The organism is Streptomyces sp. NPDC050610 (genome assembly GCF_040654875.1).
In the GTDB taxonomy this organism is placed as follows: domain Bacteria; phylum Actinomycetota; class Actinomycetes; order Streptomycetales; family Streptomycetaceae; genus Streptomyces.
Genome location: NZ_JBFAIV010000021.1, coordinates 1 through 18,595, shown reverse-complemented (window position 1 = coordinate 18,595; position 18,595 = coordinate 1). Strand labels below are relative to the sequence as shown.

Annotated in this window: 17 protein-coding genes and 1 pseudogene; 10 read left to right on the top strand and 8 right to left on the bottom strand. The window is 71.3% G+C overall.

Annotation, left to right across the window (positions count from 1 at the left end):
• Positions 1-3 precede the first annotated feature (3 nt).
• The 5 genes from tpiA (at position 4) to pgi (ending at position 4,810) form a co-directional block, all read left to right on the top strand.
• The gene (gene tpiA / locus AB0I22_RS24545; RefSeq protein ID WP_363133035.1) at positions 4-780 is read left to right on the top strand and encodes a triose-phosphate isomerase; all 777 of its coding nucleotides are present in this window, start codon (positions 4-6) and stop codon (positions 778-780) included.
• Between the two features lie 169 nt (positions 781-949).
• Positions 950-1,186, top strand: a complete 237-nt coding sequence (gene secG, locus AB0I22_RS24540; RefSeq protein WP_363133034.1) for a preprotein translocase subunit SecG — start codon at positions 950-952, stop codon at positions 1,184-1,186.
• Between the two features lie 159 nt (positions 1,187-1,345).
• Positions 1,346-1,681, top strand: a complete 336-nt coding sequence (locus AB0I22_RS24535) for an RNA polymerase-binding protein RbpA (RefSeq protein WP_363133033.1) — start codon at positions 1,346-1,348, stop codon at positions 1,679-1,681.
• Positions 1,682-1,837: 156 nt separating this feature from the next.
• On the top strand, positions 1,838-3,100 hold the full coding sequence (locus tag AB0I22_RS24530; RefSeq protein ID WP_363133032.1) for an MFS transporter: 1,263 nt from the start codon (positions 1,838-1,840) through the stop codon (positions 3,098-3,100).
• Between the two features lie 57 nt (positions 3,101-3,157).
• Positions 3,158-4,810 carry a glucose-6-phosphate isomerase gene (gene pgi / locus AB0I22_RS24525; RefSeq protein WP_363133145.1) on the top strand — a complete coding sequence of 551 codons (1,653 nt, stop codon included), beginning with the start codon at positions 3,158-3,160 and terminating at the stop codon, positions 4,808-4,810.
• Between the two features lie 240 nt (positions 4,811-5,050).
• On the opposite strand, the gene pgl is transcribed toward pgi, so the two are convergent.
• Genes pgl through tkt form a run of 5 tightly spaced genes read right to left on the bottom strand, consistent with a single transcriptional unit; the run spans position 5,051 to position 11,648 of the window.
• On the bottom strand, positions 5,051-5,833 hold the full coding sequence (gene pgl / locus AB0I22_RS24520; RefSeq protein ID WP_363133031.1) for a 6-phosphogluconolactonase: 783 nt from the start codon (positions 5,831-5,833) through the stop codon (positions 5,051-5,053).
• Positions 5,830-6,882, bottom strand: coding sequence for a glucose-6-phosphate dehydrogenase assembly protein OpcA (gene opcA / locus AB0I22_RS24515; RefSeq protein ID WP_363133030.1), 1,053 nt, complete (start codon positions 6,880-6,882; stop codon positions 5,830-5,832). Before opcA ends, pgl begins: the two co-directional genes overlap by 4 nt.
• Positions 6,879-8,417: a glucose-6-phosphate dehydrogenase gene (zwf, locus tag AB0I22_RS24510; RefSeq protein ID WP_363133029.1), complete on the bottom strand. Its 1,539-nt coding sequence runs from the start codon at positions 8,415-8,417 to the stop codon at positions 6,879-6,881. The genes opcA and zwf overlap by 4 nt, the downstream gene beginning before the upstream one ends.
• Before the next feature lie 2 nt (positions 8,418-8,419).
• Positions 8,420-9,535 (bottom strand): transaldolase, encoded by a 1,116-nt coding sequence (gene tal, locus AB0I22_RS24505; RefSeq protein ID WP_363133028.1) that lies wholly within the window; start codon positions 9,533-9,535, stop codon positions 8,420-8,422.
• A gap of 34 nt (positions 9,536-9,569) precedes the next feature.
• Positions 9,570-11,648 (bottom strand): transketolase, encoded by a 2,079-nt coding sequence (gene tkt, locus AB0I22_RS24500; RefSeq protein ID WP_363133027.1) that lies wholly within the window; start codon positions 11,646-11,648, stop codon positions 9,570-9,572.
• 392 nt (positions 11,649-12,040) lie between these two features.
• On the opposite strand from tkt, the gene AB0I22_RS24495 reads away from it, so the two are divergent.
• The 3 genes from AB0I22_RS24495 to AB0I22_RS24485 all read left to right on the top strand — a co-directional run bounded on the left by AB0I22_RS24495 (position 12,041) and on the right by AB0I22_RS24485 (position 14,615).
• Entirely contained in the window at positions 12,041-12,988 is a 948-nt protein-coding gene (locus AB0I22_RS24495) for a heme o synthase (RefSeq protein ID WP_363133144.1), read from the top strand.
• Positions 12,989-13,081: 93 nt separating this feature from the next.
• Positions 13,082-13,480 carry a hypothetical protein gene (locus tag AB0I22_RS24490; protein ID WP_363133026.1) on the top strand — a complete coding sequence of 133 codons (399 nt, stop codon included), beginning with the start codon at positions 13,082-13,084 and terminating at the stop codon, positions 13,478-13,480.
• Between the two features lie 82 nt (positions 13,481-13,562).
• Positions 13,563-14,615, top strand: coding sequence for an amidohydrolase (locus tag AB0I22_RS24485; protein WP_363133025.1), 1,053 nt, complete (start codon positions 13,563-13,565; stop codon positions 14,613-14,615).
• Here AB0I22_RS24485 and AB0I22_RS24480 read toward each other — a convergent pair.
• The 3 genes from AB0I22_RS24480 to AB0I22_RS24470 all read right to left on the bottom strand — a co-directional run bounded on the left by AB0I22_RS24480 (position 14,582) and on the right by AB0I22_RS24470 (position 17,509).
• Positions 14,582-15,607, bottom strand: a complete 1,026-nt coding sequence (locus tag AB0I22_RS24480; protein ID WP_363133024.1) for a COX15/CtaA family protein — start codon at positions 15,605-15,607, stop codon at positions 14,582-14,584. The genes AB0I22_RS24485 and AB0I22_RS24480 overlap by 34 nt on opposite strands.
• A gap of 119 nt (positions 15,608-15,726) precedes the next feature.
• Entirely contained in the window at positions 15,727-16,497 is a 771-nt protein-coding gene (locus AB0I22_RS24475; RefSeq protein WP_363133023.1) for an ABC transporter permease, read from the bottom strand.
• An 85-nt stretch (positions 16,498-16,582) separates the two neighbouring features.
• A complete protein-coding gene (locus AB0I22_RS24470) occupies positions 16,583-17,509 on the bottom strand; it encodes an ABC transporter ATP-binding protein (RefSeq protein WP_363133022.1) in 927 nt (308 codons plus the stop codon).
• Between the two features lie 146 nt (positions 17,510-17,655).
• Here AB0I22_RS24470 and AB0I22_RS24465 point away from each other — a divergent pair, with 146 nt between their 5' ends.
• Both AB0I22_RS24465 and AB0I22_RS24460 read left to right on the top strand, forming a co-directional pair.
• Positions 17,656-18,447, top strand: a complete 792-nt coding sequence (locus tag AB0I22_RS24465; protein ID WP_363133021.1) for an ArsR family transcriptional regulator — start codon at positions 17,656-17,658, stop codon at positions 18,445-18,447.
• Positions 18,444-18,595, top strand: a pseudogene (locus AB0I22_RS24460) (Fe-S cluster assembly protein SufB); the annotation flags it as partial. The gene AB0I22_RS24465 and the pseudogene AB0I22_RS24460, both read left to right, overlap by 4 nt.

Below are 18,595 nucleotides of genomic sequence, written 5' to 3'. Positions count from 1 at the left end.
ACCGTGAGTGACCGCACCCCGCTGATGGCGGGCAACTGGAAGATGAACCTCAACCACCTTGAGGCCATCGCGCACGTCCAGAAGCTCGCCTTCGCCCTCGCCGACAAGGACTACGAGTCCGTCGAGGTCGCCGTGCTGACGCCGTTCACCGACCTCCGGTCGGTGCAGACGCTGGTCGACGGCGACAAGCTCAAGATCAAGTACGGCGCCCAGGACCTGTCGGCGCACGCCTCCGGCGCGTACACCGGTGAGATCTCCGGCGCGATGCTCGCCAAGCTGAAGTGCACGTACGTCGCGATCGGGCACTCCGAACGCCGCCAGTACCACGGCGAGAACGAAGAGGTCTGCAACGCCAAGGTCAAGGCCGCCTACCTCAACGGCCTCACCCCGATCCTGTGCGTCGGCGAGGGCCTGGACGTCCGCAAGGCCGGCAACCAGGTGTCGCACACCCTCGCGCAGCTCGACGGCGCCCTCGCGGACGTCCCGGCCGAGCAGGCCGAGTCCATCGTGATCGCCTACGAGCCGGTCTGGGCGATCGGCACCGGCGAGGTCGCCACCCCCGAGGACGCGCAGGAAGTCTGCGGCGCCATCCGCGGGCGGCTCGCCGAGCTCTACGGCCAGGAGCTGGCCGACAAGGTCCGCATCCAGTACGGCGGCTCCGTGAAGTCCGGCAACGTCGCGGCGATCATGGCGCAGCCGGACGTCGACGGCGCCCTGGTGGGCGGCGCGGCGCTGGACGTGGACGAGTTCGTCAAGATCGTCAGGTTCCGCGACCAGTAGCAGCGGGCGGCGGCTACGGCTGCTATGACGATGGGGCCCACCCGTCGTACCCTGTCGGGGCCGGGACCGGCGTATACGCGCCGCCCGGCCCTGCGCCGTTTTCAGTGTTCCTTAGCGGTTCTGGCGTTTTCAGTCCGAGAGTGTTCAGTCCGAGAGAGTTGGTCCAGCCGTGGTCTTGGGGTTCTCGATCGCCCTCATCGTCTTCAGCCTGCTGATGATGATGCTGGTGCTCATGCACAAGGGGAAGGGCGGCGGCCTCTCCGACATGTTCGGCGGCGGCATGCAGTCCTCCGTCGGGGGTTCCTCGGTCGCCGAGCGCAACCTCGACCGGATCACCATCGTCGTCGGCGTGCTGTGGTTCGTCTGCATCATTGTGCTCGGCCTGCTGATGAAGCTCGACAGCTGACGTACCGTCGTATGCGCGGCCTATCATGGGCCTTGCGTCCCGGGGACGGGCGGTAACTCCGGCCACTGGACGCGCGTTGGGCCTTACGTAGACTGGGGCGCCCGCAGCGGAGCTGCTCATTTGACGCTTCGCGGCACCATCACGCAGGGAGTTACGACCGTGGCAAGTGGCAACGCGATCCGAGGAAGTCGGGTCGGAGCGGGGCCGATGGGGGAGGCCGAGCGAGGCGAGTCCGCGCCGCGCCTCCGCATCTCCTTCTGGTGCTCGAACGGGCACGAGACGCAGCCGAGCTTCGCCAGCGACGCGCAGATTCCCGACACTTGGGACTGCCCGCGCTGTGGTTTCCCCGCAGGCAAGGAGCGGGACAATCCGCCGGACCCGCCGCGTACCGAGCCGTACAAGACGCACCTCGCGTACGTGCGCGAGCGGCGCAGCGACGCGGACGGCGAGGCGATCCTCGCCGAGGCGCTCGCCAAGCTCCGCGGCGAGATCTGAGCGAGTCCGACCGGACGAGAGCGACGGCAGGAAGCACGGCTCCTGACCAACACGGCCCGGCCGCGCACCCTTTGAGGGTGCGCGGCCGGGCCGTTGTCAGTGGTCGCCGCTACGGTTTCGTCAATGGCCGGAGCGGGTGCGGGAAACGGGGGAGCTGTGACGGCGGTTGACGAGAGAGTGGTCCGTCCGGGTGTCGGAGGGGGCTTCAAGCGGCTGTGGTCGGCGGCCGTGATCTCCCGCGTCGGAGACGCGCTGCGCTCCGCCGCACTGCCCCTGCTCGCCGTCTCGTTGACCGATTCGCCGGTGCTCGTCTCGCTGGTCACCGCCGCCGGATTCCTGCCGTGGCTGCTGTTCGGACTGCTCGGCGGCGCCGTCGCGGACCGGGTCGACCAGCGGCGGGCCATGTGGGCGGTGGACGTGGTCCGCGCCCTGCTCATGGCGGCCTTCGGCGCCGCCGTGGCCTGCGGGGCGGCGACGATCGGCCTGCTCATCGCGGTCGCCTTCGCGCTCACGACCCTCCAGACGCTCTTCGACAACGCGGCCACGGCCCTGCTGCCCGCCGTCGTGGACGAAGCGGCGCTGGGCACCGCGAACGCGCGGCTGATGACCGGCCAGCAGATAGCCGGCTCGTTCGTCGGGGCGCCGCTGGTCCCGGTGCTCCTCGGCATCGGCCTCGCCATGCCGTACGCCGCCGACGCGGGCACGTACCTCCTCGCGGCCGTCCTCGTGGCCGGGCTGCGGGCGGACCCGCCGCGGCGGCCGGCCCGCGCCGCCGGGCGCACCCTGCGGCGCGAGATAGCCGACGGCATACGGGCGCTCTGGCGCGACCGGCTGCTGCGCTGGCTGTGCGCGTCCACCACCCTGTGCAACGTCGGCGTCGGCGCGCTCATCGCCATGCTCCCGCTGCTGGTCAAGGGGTGGCTGGACGCCGGCGACGCGGGCTACGCGGCGGCCGTCGCGGCCTATGGCATCGGCGGGGTGGCGGGCGGCCTGGCCGCCGGGCGGATCACGGGACGGCTCGGGCCGGCCCGGAGCCTGTTCCTCGGCGGCGGGCTCCAGGCCGGCTGCCTGGCCGTGCTCGGAACCGCCCGCTTCCTGCCGGCCGCGATCGCCGCCATGGCGGTCTTCGGCTTCGTCGGCATGCTCTGGAACGTCACCCAGGTGACCCTGATGCAGCGCCGCAGCCCCGCCGGGATGCTCGGCCGCACCAGCGCCGCGTTCCGCACGCTCGGCGTGGCGGGCGCGCCCTTCGGCGCGCTCGCCGGGGGAGCGGTGGCCGCCGCCTGGGGGCTGAACACGCCGATGCTGCTCGCGGCGGCGCTCTTCGTCCTCGCGGTCCTCGCGCTCTCACCCGCCCTCAAGGAGGCGGACAGCGGAATGGCGGCGGACCGCGGGCAGACGTCTCATACCGGAGTCTGATCAATTAGGTTGGAAGGCGGCGGGACAGGTACGAGAAGAAGTGGGCTGATGTCCGAGATGAACGCAGACGGCCGCAGCAGGCTCGACCAGATGCCTCAGTGGAACGCGCTGGCCAAGCACCGGGACGAGCTGGGGGAGGTGCACCTGCGGGACCTCTTCGCGGACGACCCCGGGCGCGGCGAGCGCTACGGCCTCCAGGTGGGCGACCTGTACCTGGACTACTCCAAGCACCTCGTCACCGACGAGACGCTCCGCCTGCTGCGCGAGCTGGCGGCCGCGGCCGGAGTGAGCGAGCTGCGGGACGCGATGTTCCGCGGCGAGAAGATCAACACCACCGAGGACCGCGCCGTCCTCCACACCGCGCTGCGCGCCCCCGAGTCCGCGGTCATCGAGGTGGACGGCCAGAACGTGGTCCCCGCCGTGCACGCGGTGCTCACCAAGATGCAGGTCTTCGCCGACCGGGTGCGCTCGGGCGACTGGAAGGGCCACACCGGCAAGCCGATCAAGACCGTCGTCAACATCGGCATCGGCGGCTCCGACCTCGGCCCGGCGATGGCCTACGAGGCGCTGCGCGCCTTCACCGCCCGCGACCTCCAGTTCCGCTTCGTCTCGAACGTGGACGGCGCGGACCTGCACGAGGCAGTGCGGGACCTCGACCCGGCCGAGACGCTGTTCATCATCGCCTCGAAGACCTTCACCACCATCGAGACCATCACCAACGCCACCTCCGCCCGCGACTGGCTCCTGAACGGCCTCGGAGCCGGCCAGGACGCCGTCGCCAAGCACTTCGTGGCGCTGTCGACCAACGCCGAGAAGGTCTCGGAGTTCGGCATCGACGTGGCCAACATGTTCGAGTTCTGGGACTGGGTCGGCGGGCGCTACTCGTACGACTCGGCGATCGGCCTGTCCCTGATGATCGCCATCGGGCCGGACCGATTCCGGGAGATGCTGGCGGGCTTCCACCTCGTCGACGAGCACTTCCGCTGCGCCCCGCCCGAGGAGAACGTCCCGCTGCTGCTGGGCCTGCTGGGCGTCTGGTACGGCGGCTTCCACGACGCGCAGTCGCACGCGGTCCTGCCCTACAGCCACTACCTGTCGAAGTTCACGGCCTACCTCCAGCAGCTGGACATGGAGTCCAACGGCAAGTCCGTGGACCGCGACGGCGAGCCGGTGAACTGGCAGACCGGGCCCGTCGTCTGGGGCACGCCCGGCACCAACGGCCAGCACGCGTACTACCAGCTGCTGCACCAGGGCACCAAGCTGATCCCCGCCGACCTCATCGGCTTCGCCGAGCCGGTGGACGATCTGCTGCCGGGCCTGGTGGCCCAGCACGACCTGCTGATGGCGAACCTGTTCGCGCAGGGGCAGGCGCTCGCCTTCGGCAAGACGCCGGAGGAGGTCGCGGCGGAAGGGGTGCCGGCCGAGCTGGTCCCGCACAAGACGTTCAAGGGGAACCGGCCCACCACCACGATCCTCGCGAAGGAACTCAGCCCGTCGGTGCTCGGGCAGCTGATCGCGCTCTACGAGCACAAGGTGTTCGTGCAGGGAGCCATCTGGAACATCGACTCCTTCGACCAGTGGGGCGTCGAGCTGGGCAAGGTGCTCGCGAAGCGGATCGAGCCCGCGCTCAGTGAGGGCGCCGAGGTTTCCGGGCTGGACGAGTCCACCGCCGCGCTGGTCGCGCGTTACCGTTCGCTGCGGGGGCGCTGAGGTTCTCCGCCACGCCGGGCCCCGGTCACCTTCGCGGTGACCGGGGCTCGGTGCGTATGTACGGCTCACAGATCGGGGCTCCGCCCCGGGCCCCGGTCCTCAATCGCCGGACGGGCTGGATGTGGTGCCCATCGATCTCCTCCCGGCCAACGCTGGGAGGTGGCCGTGGCCGTAACGATCGATCGCCGGACGGGCTGGTTTCCCAGCTGTGAGGAGATCGATGAGTCGTCCCGTCCCGCCCTACGCCGAAGCCGGCGGGTACAGCGAGCGGGGGAGGTCCGCCGCCGCTGCTCGGTCCAGGAGCCAGAGGGTGCGGGTGCGGCCGTAGGCGCCGGCTGCCGGGGCCTGGACTTCGCCCGCGCCCGAGAGGGCGATCGTCACCGCCCGCGCCTTGTCCTCGCCCGCCGCCAGCAGCCAGACCTCGCGGGCCGCGCGGATCGCGGGGAGCGTCAGGGAGACGCGGTTGGGCGGGGGCTTGGGCGCGCCGCGTACGCCGACGACCATGCGCTCGCTCTCCCGTACGCCCGGCTGCTCGGGGAAGAGCGACGCGACGTGCGTATCCGGGCCGACGCCCAGCAGCAGCACGTCGAAGGACGGCACCGGGCCGTGGTCCTCGGGCCCGGCGGCCGCGGCCAGCTCGGCCGCGTAGGCCTCCGCCGCCGCGTCCGGGTCGTTGCCGTACGGGCCGTGGGACGCCGGCATCTCGTGCACGCGGGCCGGGTCGAGGTCCACCGCGTCCAGCAGCGCCTCGCGGGCCTGGGTGACGTTGCGCTCCGGGTCCCCGTCCGGCAGGAACCGCTCGTCGCCCCACCACAGGTCGAGCCGTGAGAAGTCCACGGCGTCCCGGGCGGGCGCCGCGGCGAGGGCCGCGAGCAGCCCGTTGCCGTTGCGCCCGCCGGTCAGCACGACCGAGGCGGAGCCCCGGGCGGCCTGCGCGTCCACGATCTTCGTGATCAGCCGGGCCGCCGCGGCCTGCGCCATCAGCTCCTTGTCCCGGTGCACGACGATCTGCGGGGCGCTCACTTGGACGTCGCCTTCTTCGGAGCGCCCTTGGCCGGAGCGCTCTTCTTCGCGGCCGCCGGAGCGTCCTTCTTCGGCGCCTCGTCAGCGGACCCGCCGGGGGCCGGCGTCTCCGCCGGCTTGTCCGCGCTGGTCAGCTGCTTGACGCCCAGCGTCACCGTCGCCCGGTAGATGTCGTCCGGGTCGAGCCGTCGCAGCTCCTCGGCGATCAGGTCGGCGGTCTCCCGCCGCTTGAGCGCCACGTGCCGGTCCGGCTGGCCGGGCATGGCCAGCTCGGCCAGCGCGCCGTCCGCGCGGTCGAGGCAGATGACGCCGTCCGCCGTGGTCAGCCGGACCGCGGTGAGCCCGGGACCCTCCGAGACCTTCCGCTCGACCGGCACCTTCAGCCGATCGGCGAGCCACAGCGCGAGCAGCTCGCTGCTCGGGTTGTACGCCTCGCCCTCCACGACCGCGGAACTGATCGCGGAGTGCTTCTGGTCCAGCGCCGCGGCCAGCATGCTGCGCCACGGCGTGATCCGGGTCCAGGCGAGGTCGGTGTCGCCGGGCGCGTACGCCTCGGCGCGCACCCCGAGCGCGGTCACCGGGTCCTCCTCGGCGGCGGCGTCGGTGATCCGGCGCTGGGCCAGCTTGCCGAGCGGGTCCGCGGCCGGGTTGTCCGGCGCGTCCTCGGGCCACCAGACCACCACGGGGGCGTCCGGCAGCAGCAGCGGGAGGACGACCGACTCGGCGTGGTTGGCCAGTTCGCCGTGCATGCGCAGGACGACGGTCTCACCGGTGCCGGAGTCGGAGCCGACCCGGATCTCGGCGTCCAGCCGGGCCATCTTGCGGTCGCGCGGGGAGCGGCCGGGCCGCTTGATGACGGCCACGATGCGAGAGGGGTGCTCCCGCGACGCGTCGCCGGCGGCCTTGAGCGCGTCGTAGGCGCTGCCCTCGTCGGTGACGATGACCAGGGTGAGGACCATTCCCACGGCGGGGGTGCCGATGGAGTGCCGGGCCTCGATGAGACCCGCGTTGATACGGGACGAGGTGGTGTCCGTCAGATCGATTCTCATGGCCGGCGCCAGCTCCTGCCGTCTCGTGCGAGCATCTCGTCCGCCTCTGCCGGCCCCCAGGTGCCCGACGCGTACTGCGCGGGCTTGCCGTGCTTGTCCCAGTACTCCTCGATCGGGTCGAGGATGTTCCAGGACAGCTCGACCTCCTGGTGCCGGGGGAAGAGGTTGGCGTCGCCGAGCAGCACATCGAGGATGAGCCGCTCGTACGCCTCCGGGCTGGACTCGGTGAAGGACTCGCCGTAGGCGAAGTCCATGGTGACGTCCCGGACCTCCATCGAGGTGCCGGGCACCTTGGAGCCGAATCGCACGGTGACGCCCTCGTCCGGCTGCACCCGGATGACCAGGGCGTTCTGCCCCAGCTCCTCGGTGGACCCGGCCTCGAAGGGCAGGTACGGCGCGCGCTTGAAGACCACCGCGATCTCCGTGACGCGGCGTCCCAGGCGCTTGCCGGTGCGCAGGTAGAAGGGGACGCCCGCCCAGCGGCGGTTGTTGATCTCCAGCTTGATGGCCGCGAAGGTGTCGGTCTTCGACTTGGGGTCGATGCCCTCTTCTTCGAGGTAGCCGGACACCTCTTCGCCGCCCTGCCAGGCGTGCGCGTACTGGCCGCGTACGGTGTGCGCGCCGAGGTCCTTGGGCAGCTCGACCGCGCCCAGCACCTTGAGCTTCTCCGCGACCAGCGCCTTCGGGTGGAAGGAGCCGGGCTCCTCCATCGCGGTGAGCGCGAGGAGCTGGAGCAGGTGGTTCTGGATGACGTCGCGGGCCGCGCCGATGCCGTCGTAGTAGCCGGCCCGGCCGCCGATGCCGATGTCCTCGGCCATGGTGATCTGCACGTGGTCGACGTAGGACCGGTTCCAGATCGGCTCGAACATCGTGTTGGCGAACCGCAGCGCCAGGATGTTCTGGACCGTCTCCTTGCCCAGGTAGTGGTCGATCCGGAAGACCTCGTTGGGCGGGAAGACGTCGTGCACGATCTGGTTGAGCTCTTGCGCGCTCTTGAGGTCGTGGCCGAACGGCTTCTCGATCACCGCGCGCCGCCAGGAGTCGCCCGGTCCCTCGGACAGCCCGTGCTTCTTGAGCTGTTCGACGACGTTGGGGAAGAACTTCGGCGGTACGGAGAGGTAGAAGGCGAAGTTGCCGCCGGTGCCGCGGGCCTTGTCGAGCTCGTCGATGGTGGCCTTGAGGGTCTTGAACGCCTCGTCGTCGTCGAAGACGCCCGGGACGAACCGGAAGCCCTCGGCGAGCTGCTGCCACACCTCTTCGCGGAAGGGGGTGCGCGCGTGTTCCTTGACGGCGTCGTGGACGACCTGGGCGAAGTCTTCGTTCTCCCAGTCGCGCCGGGCGAAGCCGACGAGTGAGAAGCCCGGCGGCAGCAGGCCGCGGTTGGCGAGGTCGTACACCGCGGGCATCAGCTTTTTGCGGGACAAATCGCCCGTGACGCCAAAGATGACCAGGCCCGACGGCCCCGCGATACGCGGGAGCCGCCGGTCCTGTGCGTCACGCAGCGGGTTGACTCCGCTTGCGGATACAGGGGACAAGGTCACGCCTCCGAAGGGGACAGACGCTTGAGCTCGGCCTCGGTGGACTTCAGGAGGTCGACCCAGGCCGCCTCGAACTTGTCGACGCCCTCGTCCTCCAGGAGCTGCACGACATCGTCGTAGGAGACCCCGGCGGCGGCGAGGTCGTCGATCTGGCTCTGCGCCTCGTCGTACGTGCCGCGCACCGTGTCACCGGTGATCTCGCCGTGGTCGGCGGTCGCCTCCAGGGTGGCCTCCGGCATGGTGTTCACCGTGTTCGGGGCGACCAGGTCGACCACGTACAGGGTGTCCTTGTAGGCCGGGTCCTTGACGCCGGTCGAGGCCCACAGCGGACGCTGCCGGTTGGCGCCGGCCGACTCCAGCGCGGTCCACCGGTCGGAGGAGAAGACCTCCTCGTACGCCTGGTAGGCGAGGCGGGCGTTGGCCAGCGCGGCCTTGCCCTTCAGTGCCTTGGCGTCGCCGCCGAGGGCGTCGAGGCGCTTGTCGATCTCGGTGTCCACGCGGGACACGAAGAAGGACGCCACCGAGTGGATCTTGGAGATGTCCAGGCCCGCGGCCTTGGCCTTCTCCAGACCGGCCAGGTAGGCGTCCATGACCGCGCGGTAGCGCTCCAGCGAGAAGATCAGCGTGACGTTGACGCTGATGCCCAGGCCGATCGTCTCGGTGATCGCCGGGAGCCCCGCCTTGGTGGCCGGGATCTTGATCAGGGTGTTGGGGCGGTCCACCAGCCAGGCGAGCTGCTTGGCCTCGGCGACCGTGGCCCCGGTGTTGTGCGCCAGCCGCGGGTCGACCTCGATGGAGACCCGGCCGTCCTGGCCGTCCGTCGCGTCGAAGACCGGCCGCAGGATGTCGGCGGCGTCGCGGACGTCCGCCGTCGTGATCATGCGGATGGCTTCCTCGACGGTGACCTTGCGGGCCGCGAGGTCGGCGAGCTGCTGCTCGTAACCGTCGCCCGAGGAGATCGCCTTCTGGAAGATCGACGGGTTGGTGGTGACGCCGACGACGTGGCTCTGGTCGATCAGCTCGGCCAGGTTGCCGGACGTGATGCGCTTGCGCGACAGGTCGTCCAGCCAGATCGCGACGCCTTCGTCGGAGAGGCGCTTGAGTGCGTCCGTCATGGAAATTGCATCTCCTACTTGTCGTATACGGGCGTCAGCGGCCGGCGGCGGCGAGCGACTCGCGGGCCGCGGCGATGACAGCCTCGGATGTCAGGCCGAACTCGCGGTAGAGCACCTTGTAGTCGGCGGAGGCGCCGTAGTGCTCCAGCGAGACGATCCGGCCGGCGTCGCCGACGAAGCGGTGCCACGTCAGGCCGATCCCGGCCTCGACCGCGACGCGCGCCTTCACGTCCGGCAGCAGCACGCCGTCGCGGTACGCCTGATCCTGCTCCTCGAACCACTCGACGGACGGCATCGACACCACCCGGGTGGGAACGCCCTCGGCCTGGAGCGCCTCGCGGGCCTCGACGGCCAGCTGGACCTCGGAGCCGGTGCCGATCAGGATGACCTGCGGCCGGCCGCCCTCGGCCTCGAAGAGGGTGTAACCGCCCTTGGCGGCGTCCTCGTTCGCCTCGTACGTCGGCACGTTCTGCCGGGTGAGGGCGAGGCCGTGCGGCGCGGGCTTGGCGTTGTGGCGGCGCATGATCTCGCGCCAGGCGGTGGCCGTCTCGTTGGCGTCGGCCGGACGGACCATGTTCAGGCCCGGAATCGCGCGCAGCGCGGACATGTGCTCGACCGGCTGGTGGGTCGGGCCGTCCTCGCCGAGGCCGATGGAGTCGTGCGTCCACACGTACGTGACCGGCAGCCGCATCAGCGCGGCGAGCCGCACGGCGGGGCGCATGTAGTCGGAGAACACCAGGAAGGTGCCGCCGTAGATGCGGGTGTTGCCGTGCAGCGCGATGCCGTTCATGGTCGAGCCCATGGCGTGCTCGCGGATGCCCCAGTGCACCGTACGGCCGTACGGGCTGGCCTCCGGCAGCGGGTTGCCCGCCGGGAGGAACGAGGACGAGGCGTCGATCGTGGTGTTGTTCGAGCCGGCCAGGTCGGCGGAGCCGCCCCACAGCTCGGGGACCACGTCGCCCAGCGCCTTCAGGACCTCGCCGGACGCCTTGCGGGTCGCGACGGCCTTGCCGGCCGGGAAGGACGGCAGCGCCTTCTCCCAGCCGTCGGGCAGCTCGGCCGCGTTGATCCGGTCGAACTCGGCGGCGCGCTTCGGGTTGGCGGCGCGCCACTCCTCGAACCGCTTGTTCCAGGCGGCGTGCGCGTCGCGGCCGCGGTCGACGACCTCGCGGGCGTGGGCGAAGACCTCGTCCTCGACCTGGAAGGTCTGCTCCGGGTCGAAGCCCAGCACCTTCTTGGTCGCGGCGACCTCTTCGTCGCCGAGCGCCGCGCCGTGCGCGGCGCCGGTGTTCTGCGCGTTCGGGGCCGGCCAGGCGATGATCGTGCGGGCCCCGATGATCGAGGGGCGCTCGGTCTCGGCCTGCGCCGCCTTCAGCGCCTTGTAGAGGGCCTTGACGTCGAAGTCGCCGTTGGCGGACTGCTCGACGCGCTGTACGTGCCAGCCGTACGCCTCGTACCGCTTCAGCACGTCCTCGGAGAGCGCCGTCTCGGTGTCGCCCTCGATCGAGATGTGGTTGTCGTCGTAGATCGCGACGATGTTGCCGAGCTTCTGGTGGCCGGCCAGTGAGCTGGCCTCGGCCGAGATGCCCTCTTCGACGTCGCCGTCGGAGACGATCGCCCAGATGGTGTGGTCGAAGGGGGAGGCGCCGGCGGCGGCGTCCGGGTCGAACAGGCCGCGCTCGTAGCGGGCGGCCATCGCCATGCCCACCGCGTTGGCGATGCCCTGGCCCAGCGGGCCCGTGGTGGTCTCCACGCCGCGGGTGTGGCCGTGCTCGGGGTGGCCGGGGGTCTTGCTGCCCCAGGTGCGGAACGACTTGAGGTCGTCCAGCTCCAGGCCGTACCCCGCCAGGTACAACTGGATGTAGAGGGTGAGGCTGGTGTGACCCGGGGAGAGGACGAACCGGTCACGGCCGGTCCAGTCGGCGTCGCTCGGGTCGTGCCGCATCAGCTTCTGGAACAGCAGGTACGCGGCGGGCGCGAGGCTCATGGCCGTGCCGGGATGGCCGTTGCCGACCTTCTGCACGGAATCCATGGCCAGGACGCGGACGGTATCTACGGCCCGCTGGTCCAGATCGGTCCAGTCGAGGTCTGTGGTGGTCGGCTTGGTGCTCACCCTGCGTCAGGGCTCCTCTCCACATGTCGAGTGCCGCGGGACGGTGTGTCAGCCGGGCGCTGTCGAGCCTACCCCCGCCGGAACGTGCGCCTTTTCGACGTGCGGTCGGTTGCCTGACCCGACGTCTGCGGCAACCGAACGCGCGGCTCGGTCATTCCCGGCGCCCAGGTGCGGCCGTGTATCCAGGGTGCCCGCGAAGCCCGCGCCCCGCCTCCTGAGCGGGGCCGTTCCTCCGAAGCGGGACGTCGTCCAACACGGGCCCACCCCCGCGAAGGCCGAGGTATCCGCTACGTCTAGAGTGGCGTGGTACGCGCAAGTCTTTACCGGGCCATCACGCCCGGTGCTTGCTGGGTCTTATCGCGGCGTCCGCCGCTGAAGTCACTGAACCAGGGGTGTGCGTGACGGCCGTCGAATCCCGTCCTGCGGGGGTGCTCGCTACGAGCCCTAGCCACCGGCCGTTCGGGGCCCGTGTCAAAGGGTTCGTAGCTCTCACCAAGCCACGGATCATCGAACTGCTGCTCATCACCACAGTGCCGGTGATGTTCCTCGCCGAACAGGGCGTGCCCAACCTGTGGCTGGTGCTGGCCACCTGCTTCGGCGGCTACCTGTCCGCGGGCGGCGCCAACGCGCTGAACATGTACATCGACCGCGACATCGACGCGATGATGGACCGGACCTCCCAGCGCCCGCTGGTGACCGGCCTGATCTCGCCGCGCGAGGGCCTGGTCTTCGGGCTCGTCCTCGCGGTCGTCTCGACGCTGTGGTTCGGACTCCTCGTCAACTGGCTGTCCGCCGCGCTGTCGCTGGGCGCGCTCCTCTTCTACGTCGTCCTCTACACGATGGTCCTCAAGCGGCGCACGTCGCAGAACATCGTGTGGGGCGGCATCGCGGGCTGCATGCCGGTCTTCATCGGCTGGTCCTCGGTCACCAACTCGGTCTCCTGGGCCGCCGTGGTCCTCTTCCTCGTCATGTTCTTCTGGACGCCGCCGCACTACTGGCCGCTGTCGATGAAGGTCAAGGAGGACTACGCGCGGGTTGGCGTGCCGATGCTGCCCGTCATCGCCTCCAACACGGTGGTCGCCCGGCAGATCGTCATCTACAGCTGGGTGATGGTCGCCGTGTCGCTGACGCTGTGGCCGCTCGGGTACACCGGCTGGTTCTACCCGGCCGTGGCCGTCGTGACCGGCGGCTGGTGGCTCAAGGAGGCGCACGGGCTGCTGGCCCGCGCCAAGGCCGGGGTCACGGGCGCCAAGCTCAAGGAGATGCGGCTCTTCCACTGGTCCATCACCTACGTGTCGCTGCTCTTCGTGGCGGTCGCGGTGGACCCCTTCCTGCGCTGACGCGCGACTCTGGAACTCCCGGGCGGGACCGGTGGCCAAGGCCACCGGTCCCGCCCGTCGCCATTTCCCTTACCCGTCGGTAGCATCCTGGCCATGGCAGACACCCAGCAGGCCGACCCGCAGCAGGCCGAAGAGAACGCGCCCGACACCGCGCCCGACAAGGCCCAGCGCCGGACGGCCGGGCACGCCAAGCGCCTCGCGAAGCAGATGAAGGCGTTCGCCGAGCACCACGGCGGCAGCGCCGAGGGCCAGCTCGCGCACATCGGCCGCGGCGTCACCAGGGTCGCCCTCGTCGGCGCCGACGGCGAATGGGGCAACCTCGTCGCCCCCTCCCACGAGAGCGCCCGCGACGCCGCCGAGCTCGCGGGCATCGGCCTCCAGGACGACTTCGACGGCGACCTCGCCGCCAAGGTCCGCACCGGCCCGTACGAGTGGAGCCGCATGGCGGGCATCCAAGTCGGCGGCCCCGGCAATCCCACCGCCGATAACTGACGCGCCCCTCGGCCGTTAGACCCACCGGAGAGCGGCCCCGCGGCCCCCACGGCCGCCCCGGCGCTCGGGCGAGGAGGAGCGGATGGACGGCATGCCGTCGCTCGTCGATCAGTACAGCCATGGCGCGGTCCACGGCGAACTCGGCCTCGGCACCTTCGAGGCCCACCTCGCCGAGGCCGCCGGAGCCGCCGGCCCCGCGCCGCCGGGCACCACCTACTACGACGGCTGGGCCGGCCTCGCCGTGCGCCGCTGGTGCCCGCCGCTGCTCGGCCTGGAACCGCACTGCCCGCCCGTCCGCTACCTCGCCAGACGGCGCGAACTCGGCGCGTACCAGGCCGGCCGCGCACTGCTGCGCGGGTCGGGCATCGGCACCTATCTGCTGGACACCGGCGCGCCCGGCGAACTGACGTCGGCCCCGGAACTGGCGGACGCCGCCGAGGGCCGCGCTCACGAGGTCGTACGCCTGGAATCCCTCGCCGAACAGGTCGCGGACACCTCAGGGTCCGCCGACTCCTTCTCCGCCTACACCGCGGAGGCGCTGTACGCGGCAGCCCAGCACGCGACCGCCTTCGCCCTGGGCGTCGACGTCTGCGAGGACGAGCCGCCCGGCGCGGACCGCGTGCGCCGCACCGCCGACCGCTGGCTGGCCACCCGCCGGACCGGCTCCTGGCCGCGGGACCCCGCGCTCGTCGGCCATCTGCTGTGGAGCGCCGTCGCCACCGGCCTGCCCGTACAACTGCACTGCCAGGACCCGCGGCGGCTGACCGGATTCCTGCGCGCCACCACCGGCCTCGGCACCGACCTGGTGCTGCTGCCCGGCCTCCGGCACCACCGGCGGGCCGCGCAGCTCGCCGCGGTCTTCCCGCACGTGTACGCGGATACGGGGCCCCGGCCCCAGGAGACGCTGGGGGAGGCCCCGTTCGGCAAGCTGCTGTTCTCCACGGGCGCGCGGGCGCTCGCCGAGCTCTACGTGGTGGGCGCGCGGCGGTTCGTGTCGGCCATGGACCGGCTCGTCGCCGAATGGGTCGCCGACGGCGTCTGCGGGCGGGCCGACGCGCGGCGGATCGCCTCGCTCGTCGCGGCCGGCACCGCCCGGCGGATCTACCGGCTGGACGCGGCCGGGGCGGCGGGCTGAACGGCTTCGTGCTCGCCCGAGGGCTGCTCGCCGGAAGGCTGCTCGCCCGAGGGCGCGGGCAGCATCGGTGCTTCGGCGCGCTCGCGCAGCGACAGGAAGACCCGCAGCACCGCGATCCACACCAGGCAGGACCCGAACATGTGCACCCCGACGAGCAGCTCGGGCGTGTCGGTGAAGTACTGCACATAGCCGATGGCGCCCTGCGCCAGCAGCACCACGAACATCTCCAGCACCTTGCGGCGCGGCTCCGCGGGGGACTTCACGGCCCGCAGCGTGAACCACAGCGCCACCGTCAGCCCGACGACGATGAAGACGAAGTCCACGTGCAGCTGGGTGACCTCGCGCCAGTCCAGCGGGATGCGCCGCACGTCCTTGGACGCGTCGCCGGCGTGCTTGCCCGCGCCGCTGACCACGGTGCCGATGACGATCAGCGCGGCGCTCGCCGCGACGAGCACCCAGGACAGCTGCCGCACCGGCCGGCCGACGAGGTCGCGCGGCTCGGCGTCCCCCTCGCGGGAGCGCTGCCAGGTGATCACCGCGACCGTCAGCAGACCGGAGGCCAGCAGGAAGTGCGAGCTGACGATGTACGGGTTCAGGCCGGTCAGCACCGTGACGCCGCCGACGACCGCGTTGCCCATCACGAGCCAGAACTGCGCCCAGCCGAGCCGGGTGAGGCCGCGGCGGCGGGGGGCGAGGGCCCGCGAGGCGATGATGAACAGGCCGACGACCCCGCAGAGCACATACGTCAGCATGCGGTTGCTGAACTCGATGATGCCGTTGATGCCCATCGCCCCGGTGGGCGTCAGGCTCTCTTCGGTGCAGGTCGGCCAGGTCGGGCAGCCGAGCCCGGACTGGGTCAGCCGCACCGCGCCGCCGGTGACGACGATGATCACGGCCATCACGACGGTGGCCAGCGCGGCTCCGCGCACGAAGCGCGCGGAGGGCTGCCAGCGGTCGGCGATGAGCTGGAGGGGGTTCAGCGTATTCGGCACGCGCTCATCGTAATCAGGTGCTTGTGCATCTTTTCACTTGGGGGCCGAGTCGGTGTTCCGGGGCTCTTCCGCGGGCTCTCGCACAGGGTCCGGACGGTGTCGCACGGACGCCGCCGGGGTCACTCCCAGCGGAACCAGCGGGCGGCGGCGCCCAGGCCGAGCACGGCCCATACGGCGAGGATGCCGAGGTCGCCCCACGGCATCCCCGCGCCGTGCTGGAGCACGTCGCGCAGGCCGTCGGAGAGCGCCGAGATCGGCAGCAGTTCCAGGACGCTCCGCGCCGCGCCGGGGAACTTGTCCAGCGGCACGATCACGCCGCCGCCGACCAGCAGCAGCAGAAAGACCAGGTTCGCGGCGGCCAGCGTCGCCTCCGCCTTCAGCGTGCCCGCCATCAGCAGGCCGAGACCGGAGAACGCGGCGGTTCCGAGCACCAGGAGCAGGAGTACGGCCAGCGGATTGCCGTGCGGGGACCAGCCCAGGGCGAAGGCGATCACCGCCAGCAGCACCACCTGGAGGGCCTCGGTGACCAGCACCGCACACGTCTTGGCGGTCATCAGCGCCCAGCGTGGCAGCGGCGACGCGCCGAGCCGCTTCAGGACGCCGTAGCGGCGTTCGAAGCCGGTCGCGATGGCCTGGCCGGTGAACGCCGTGGACATCACGGCGAGGGCCAGCACGCCGGGGGCGAGGAAGTCGACGGACTTCCCGCCGCCGGTATCGATGATGTCGACGGCGCTGAAGAGGACCAGCAGCAGAGCCGGGATGATGATGGTCAGCAGCAGCTGTTCGCCGTTGCGCAGCAGCATCCGGGTCTCCAGGGCGGCCTGCGCCCGGATCATCCGAGGGAGCGGCGCCGCGCCGGGATTCGGGGTGAACGTGCCCGTAGCGCTCATGCGCGCAGCTCCTTGCCGGTCAGCTCCAGGCTGTCGTCTTCCGGGGGGCGACCCCCGTGCCCCCGGCCGGGGGTGTCGTACGCCGTCATGCCCGCAGCTCCTTGCCGGTCAGCTCCAAGAAGACGTCTTCCAGGGTGTGCCGCTCGACCGAGATCCGGTCGGGCATGACGCCGTTCTGCGCGCACCAGCTCGTCACGGTGGCCAGCAGCTGCGGGTCGACCTCGCCGGAGACGCGGTACGTGCCGGGGGTCAGCTCGACGGCCGCCGACTGGGCGGGGAGCGCCTTCAGCAGCGAGACGAGGTCCAGTCCGGGGCGGCCGCCGAAGCGCAGGGTGTTCTCCGCGCCGCCCTTGCACAGCTGCTCGGGGCTGCCCTGGGCTATGACCTTGCCGCCGTCCACGATCGCGACGTCGTCCGCGAGCTGCTCGGCCTCGTCCATGTGGTGGGTGGTGAGTACGACGGTGACGCCGTCGGCGCGCAGCTCGCGCACGAGTTCCCAGGTGGCGTGGCGTGCCTGCGGGTCGAGACCCGCGGTCGGCTCGTCCAGGAAGACGAGTTCGGGGCGGCCCACGACGGCCATCGCGAGGGAGAGCCGCTGCTGCTGCCCGCCGGACAGCCGCCGGTAGGAGGTGCGGCCGCAGGCGGCCAGCCCCAGCCGCTCGATGAGCGCGTCGACGTCCACGGGGTGCGCGTGCAGGGAGGCGGTGTGGCGCAGCATCTCTTCTGCGCGCGCTCCCGGATAAACCCCGCCGCTCTGGAGCATCACCCCGATGCGCGGACGGAGCGCGGCGGACTCGGCCACGGGGTCGAGTCCCAGTACGCGGACCGTTCCGGCGTCGGGCCGGCGGTATCCCTCGCAGGTCTCGATGGTGGTGGTCTTGCCCGCCCCGTTGGGGCCGAGCACGGCCGTCAGGGTCCCGCGCGCCACGGACAGGTTCAGCCCGTTCACCGCGGTTTTCGCGCCGTACCGCTTGACCAGGCCGACGACCTCGACGGCGGGCTCGTTTCGCATGCCGGGAAGTCTACGAACCGGCGGCGGCCGGCGGTGGCCCGGGGCGGAAACAGGCCCGGATTAGGTGACCCTAAGTGATCGAGACCACCGTCGGGCCGGTCGGGCAGGGCTTGTCGTGGTCCAGGGAATTACGCAACAATAGCGTTGTGAAAAACGTGAGCGAGGCTCAGACGGGACCCGCGGCCACTCCGGCCACAGGGCCCGGCGGCGCTGCGCCCGCGCCCGTCCTCGACGAGCAGCGCGGCACGCGCAATCGCGTCGTCCGTTCCATCCTCGACCACGGCCCGTCCACTACGGCCGAGGTCGCCCTGCGGCTCCAGCTGACCCAGGCGGCGGTCCGCCGCCACCTCGACACCCTCGTCGCCGAGGGCGTCGTGGAGCCCCGTGAGAAGCGCGTCTACGGCGCGCGCACCCGCGGGCGCCCCGCCAAGGTCTTCGCGCTCACCGAGTGCGGCCGGGACGCCTTCGACCAGGCATACGACAAGCTCGCCTCGGACGCCCTGCGCTGGATCGCGCAAGCCGCGGGCGGCGGCGAGATGGGCGAGGCGGCGGTAGCCGCGTTCGCCCGGGCCCGGCTCGCGGCTCAGGCCGAGGGGTATCGGGACGCCGTCGAGGCCGCCGAGCCCCGCGGGCGCGCTGAGGCGCTGGCCAAGGCATTGACCGCAGACGGGTACGCTGCTACGGCGCGCAGCGCACCGGTCGGCGAACAGCTCTGCCAGCACCACTGCCCGGTCGCCCATGTCGCCGAGCAGTTCCCGCAGCTGTGCGAGGCGGAGACCGAGGTCTTCTCCCACCTGCTCGGGACTCACGTGCAGCGTCTGGCCACCATCGCCCACGGCGACGGGGTGTGCACGACGTTCATTCCGCGCAGCGGGACAGAGCCCGCTCCACAAACCACCACAGCATCCACCAGCACGGCCGGGAGGAACCCCGCATGACGCTCCCTACGGAGACTGCTCACCCCGAGCTTGAGGGTCTGGGCACGTATGAATACGGCTGGGCCGATTCCGATGTGGCCGGTGCCGCGGCCAAGCGCGGGCTGTCCGAAGAGGTCGTCCGCGATATCTCGGCGAAGAAGAACGAGCC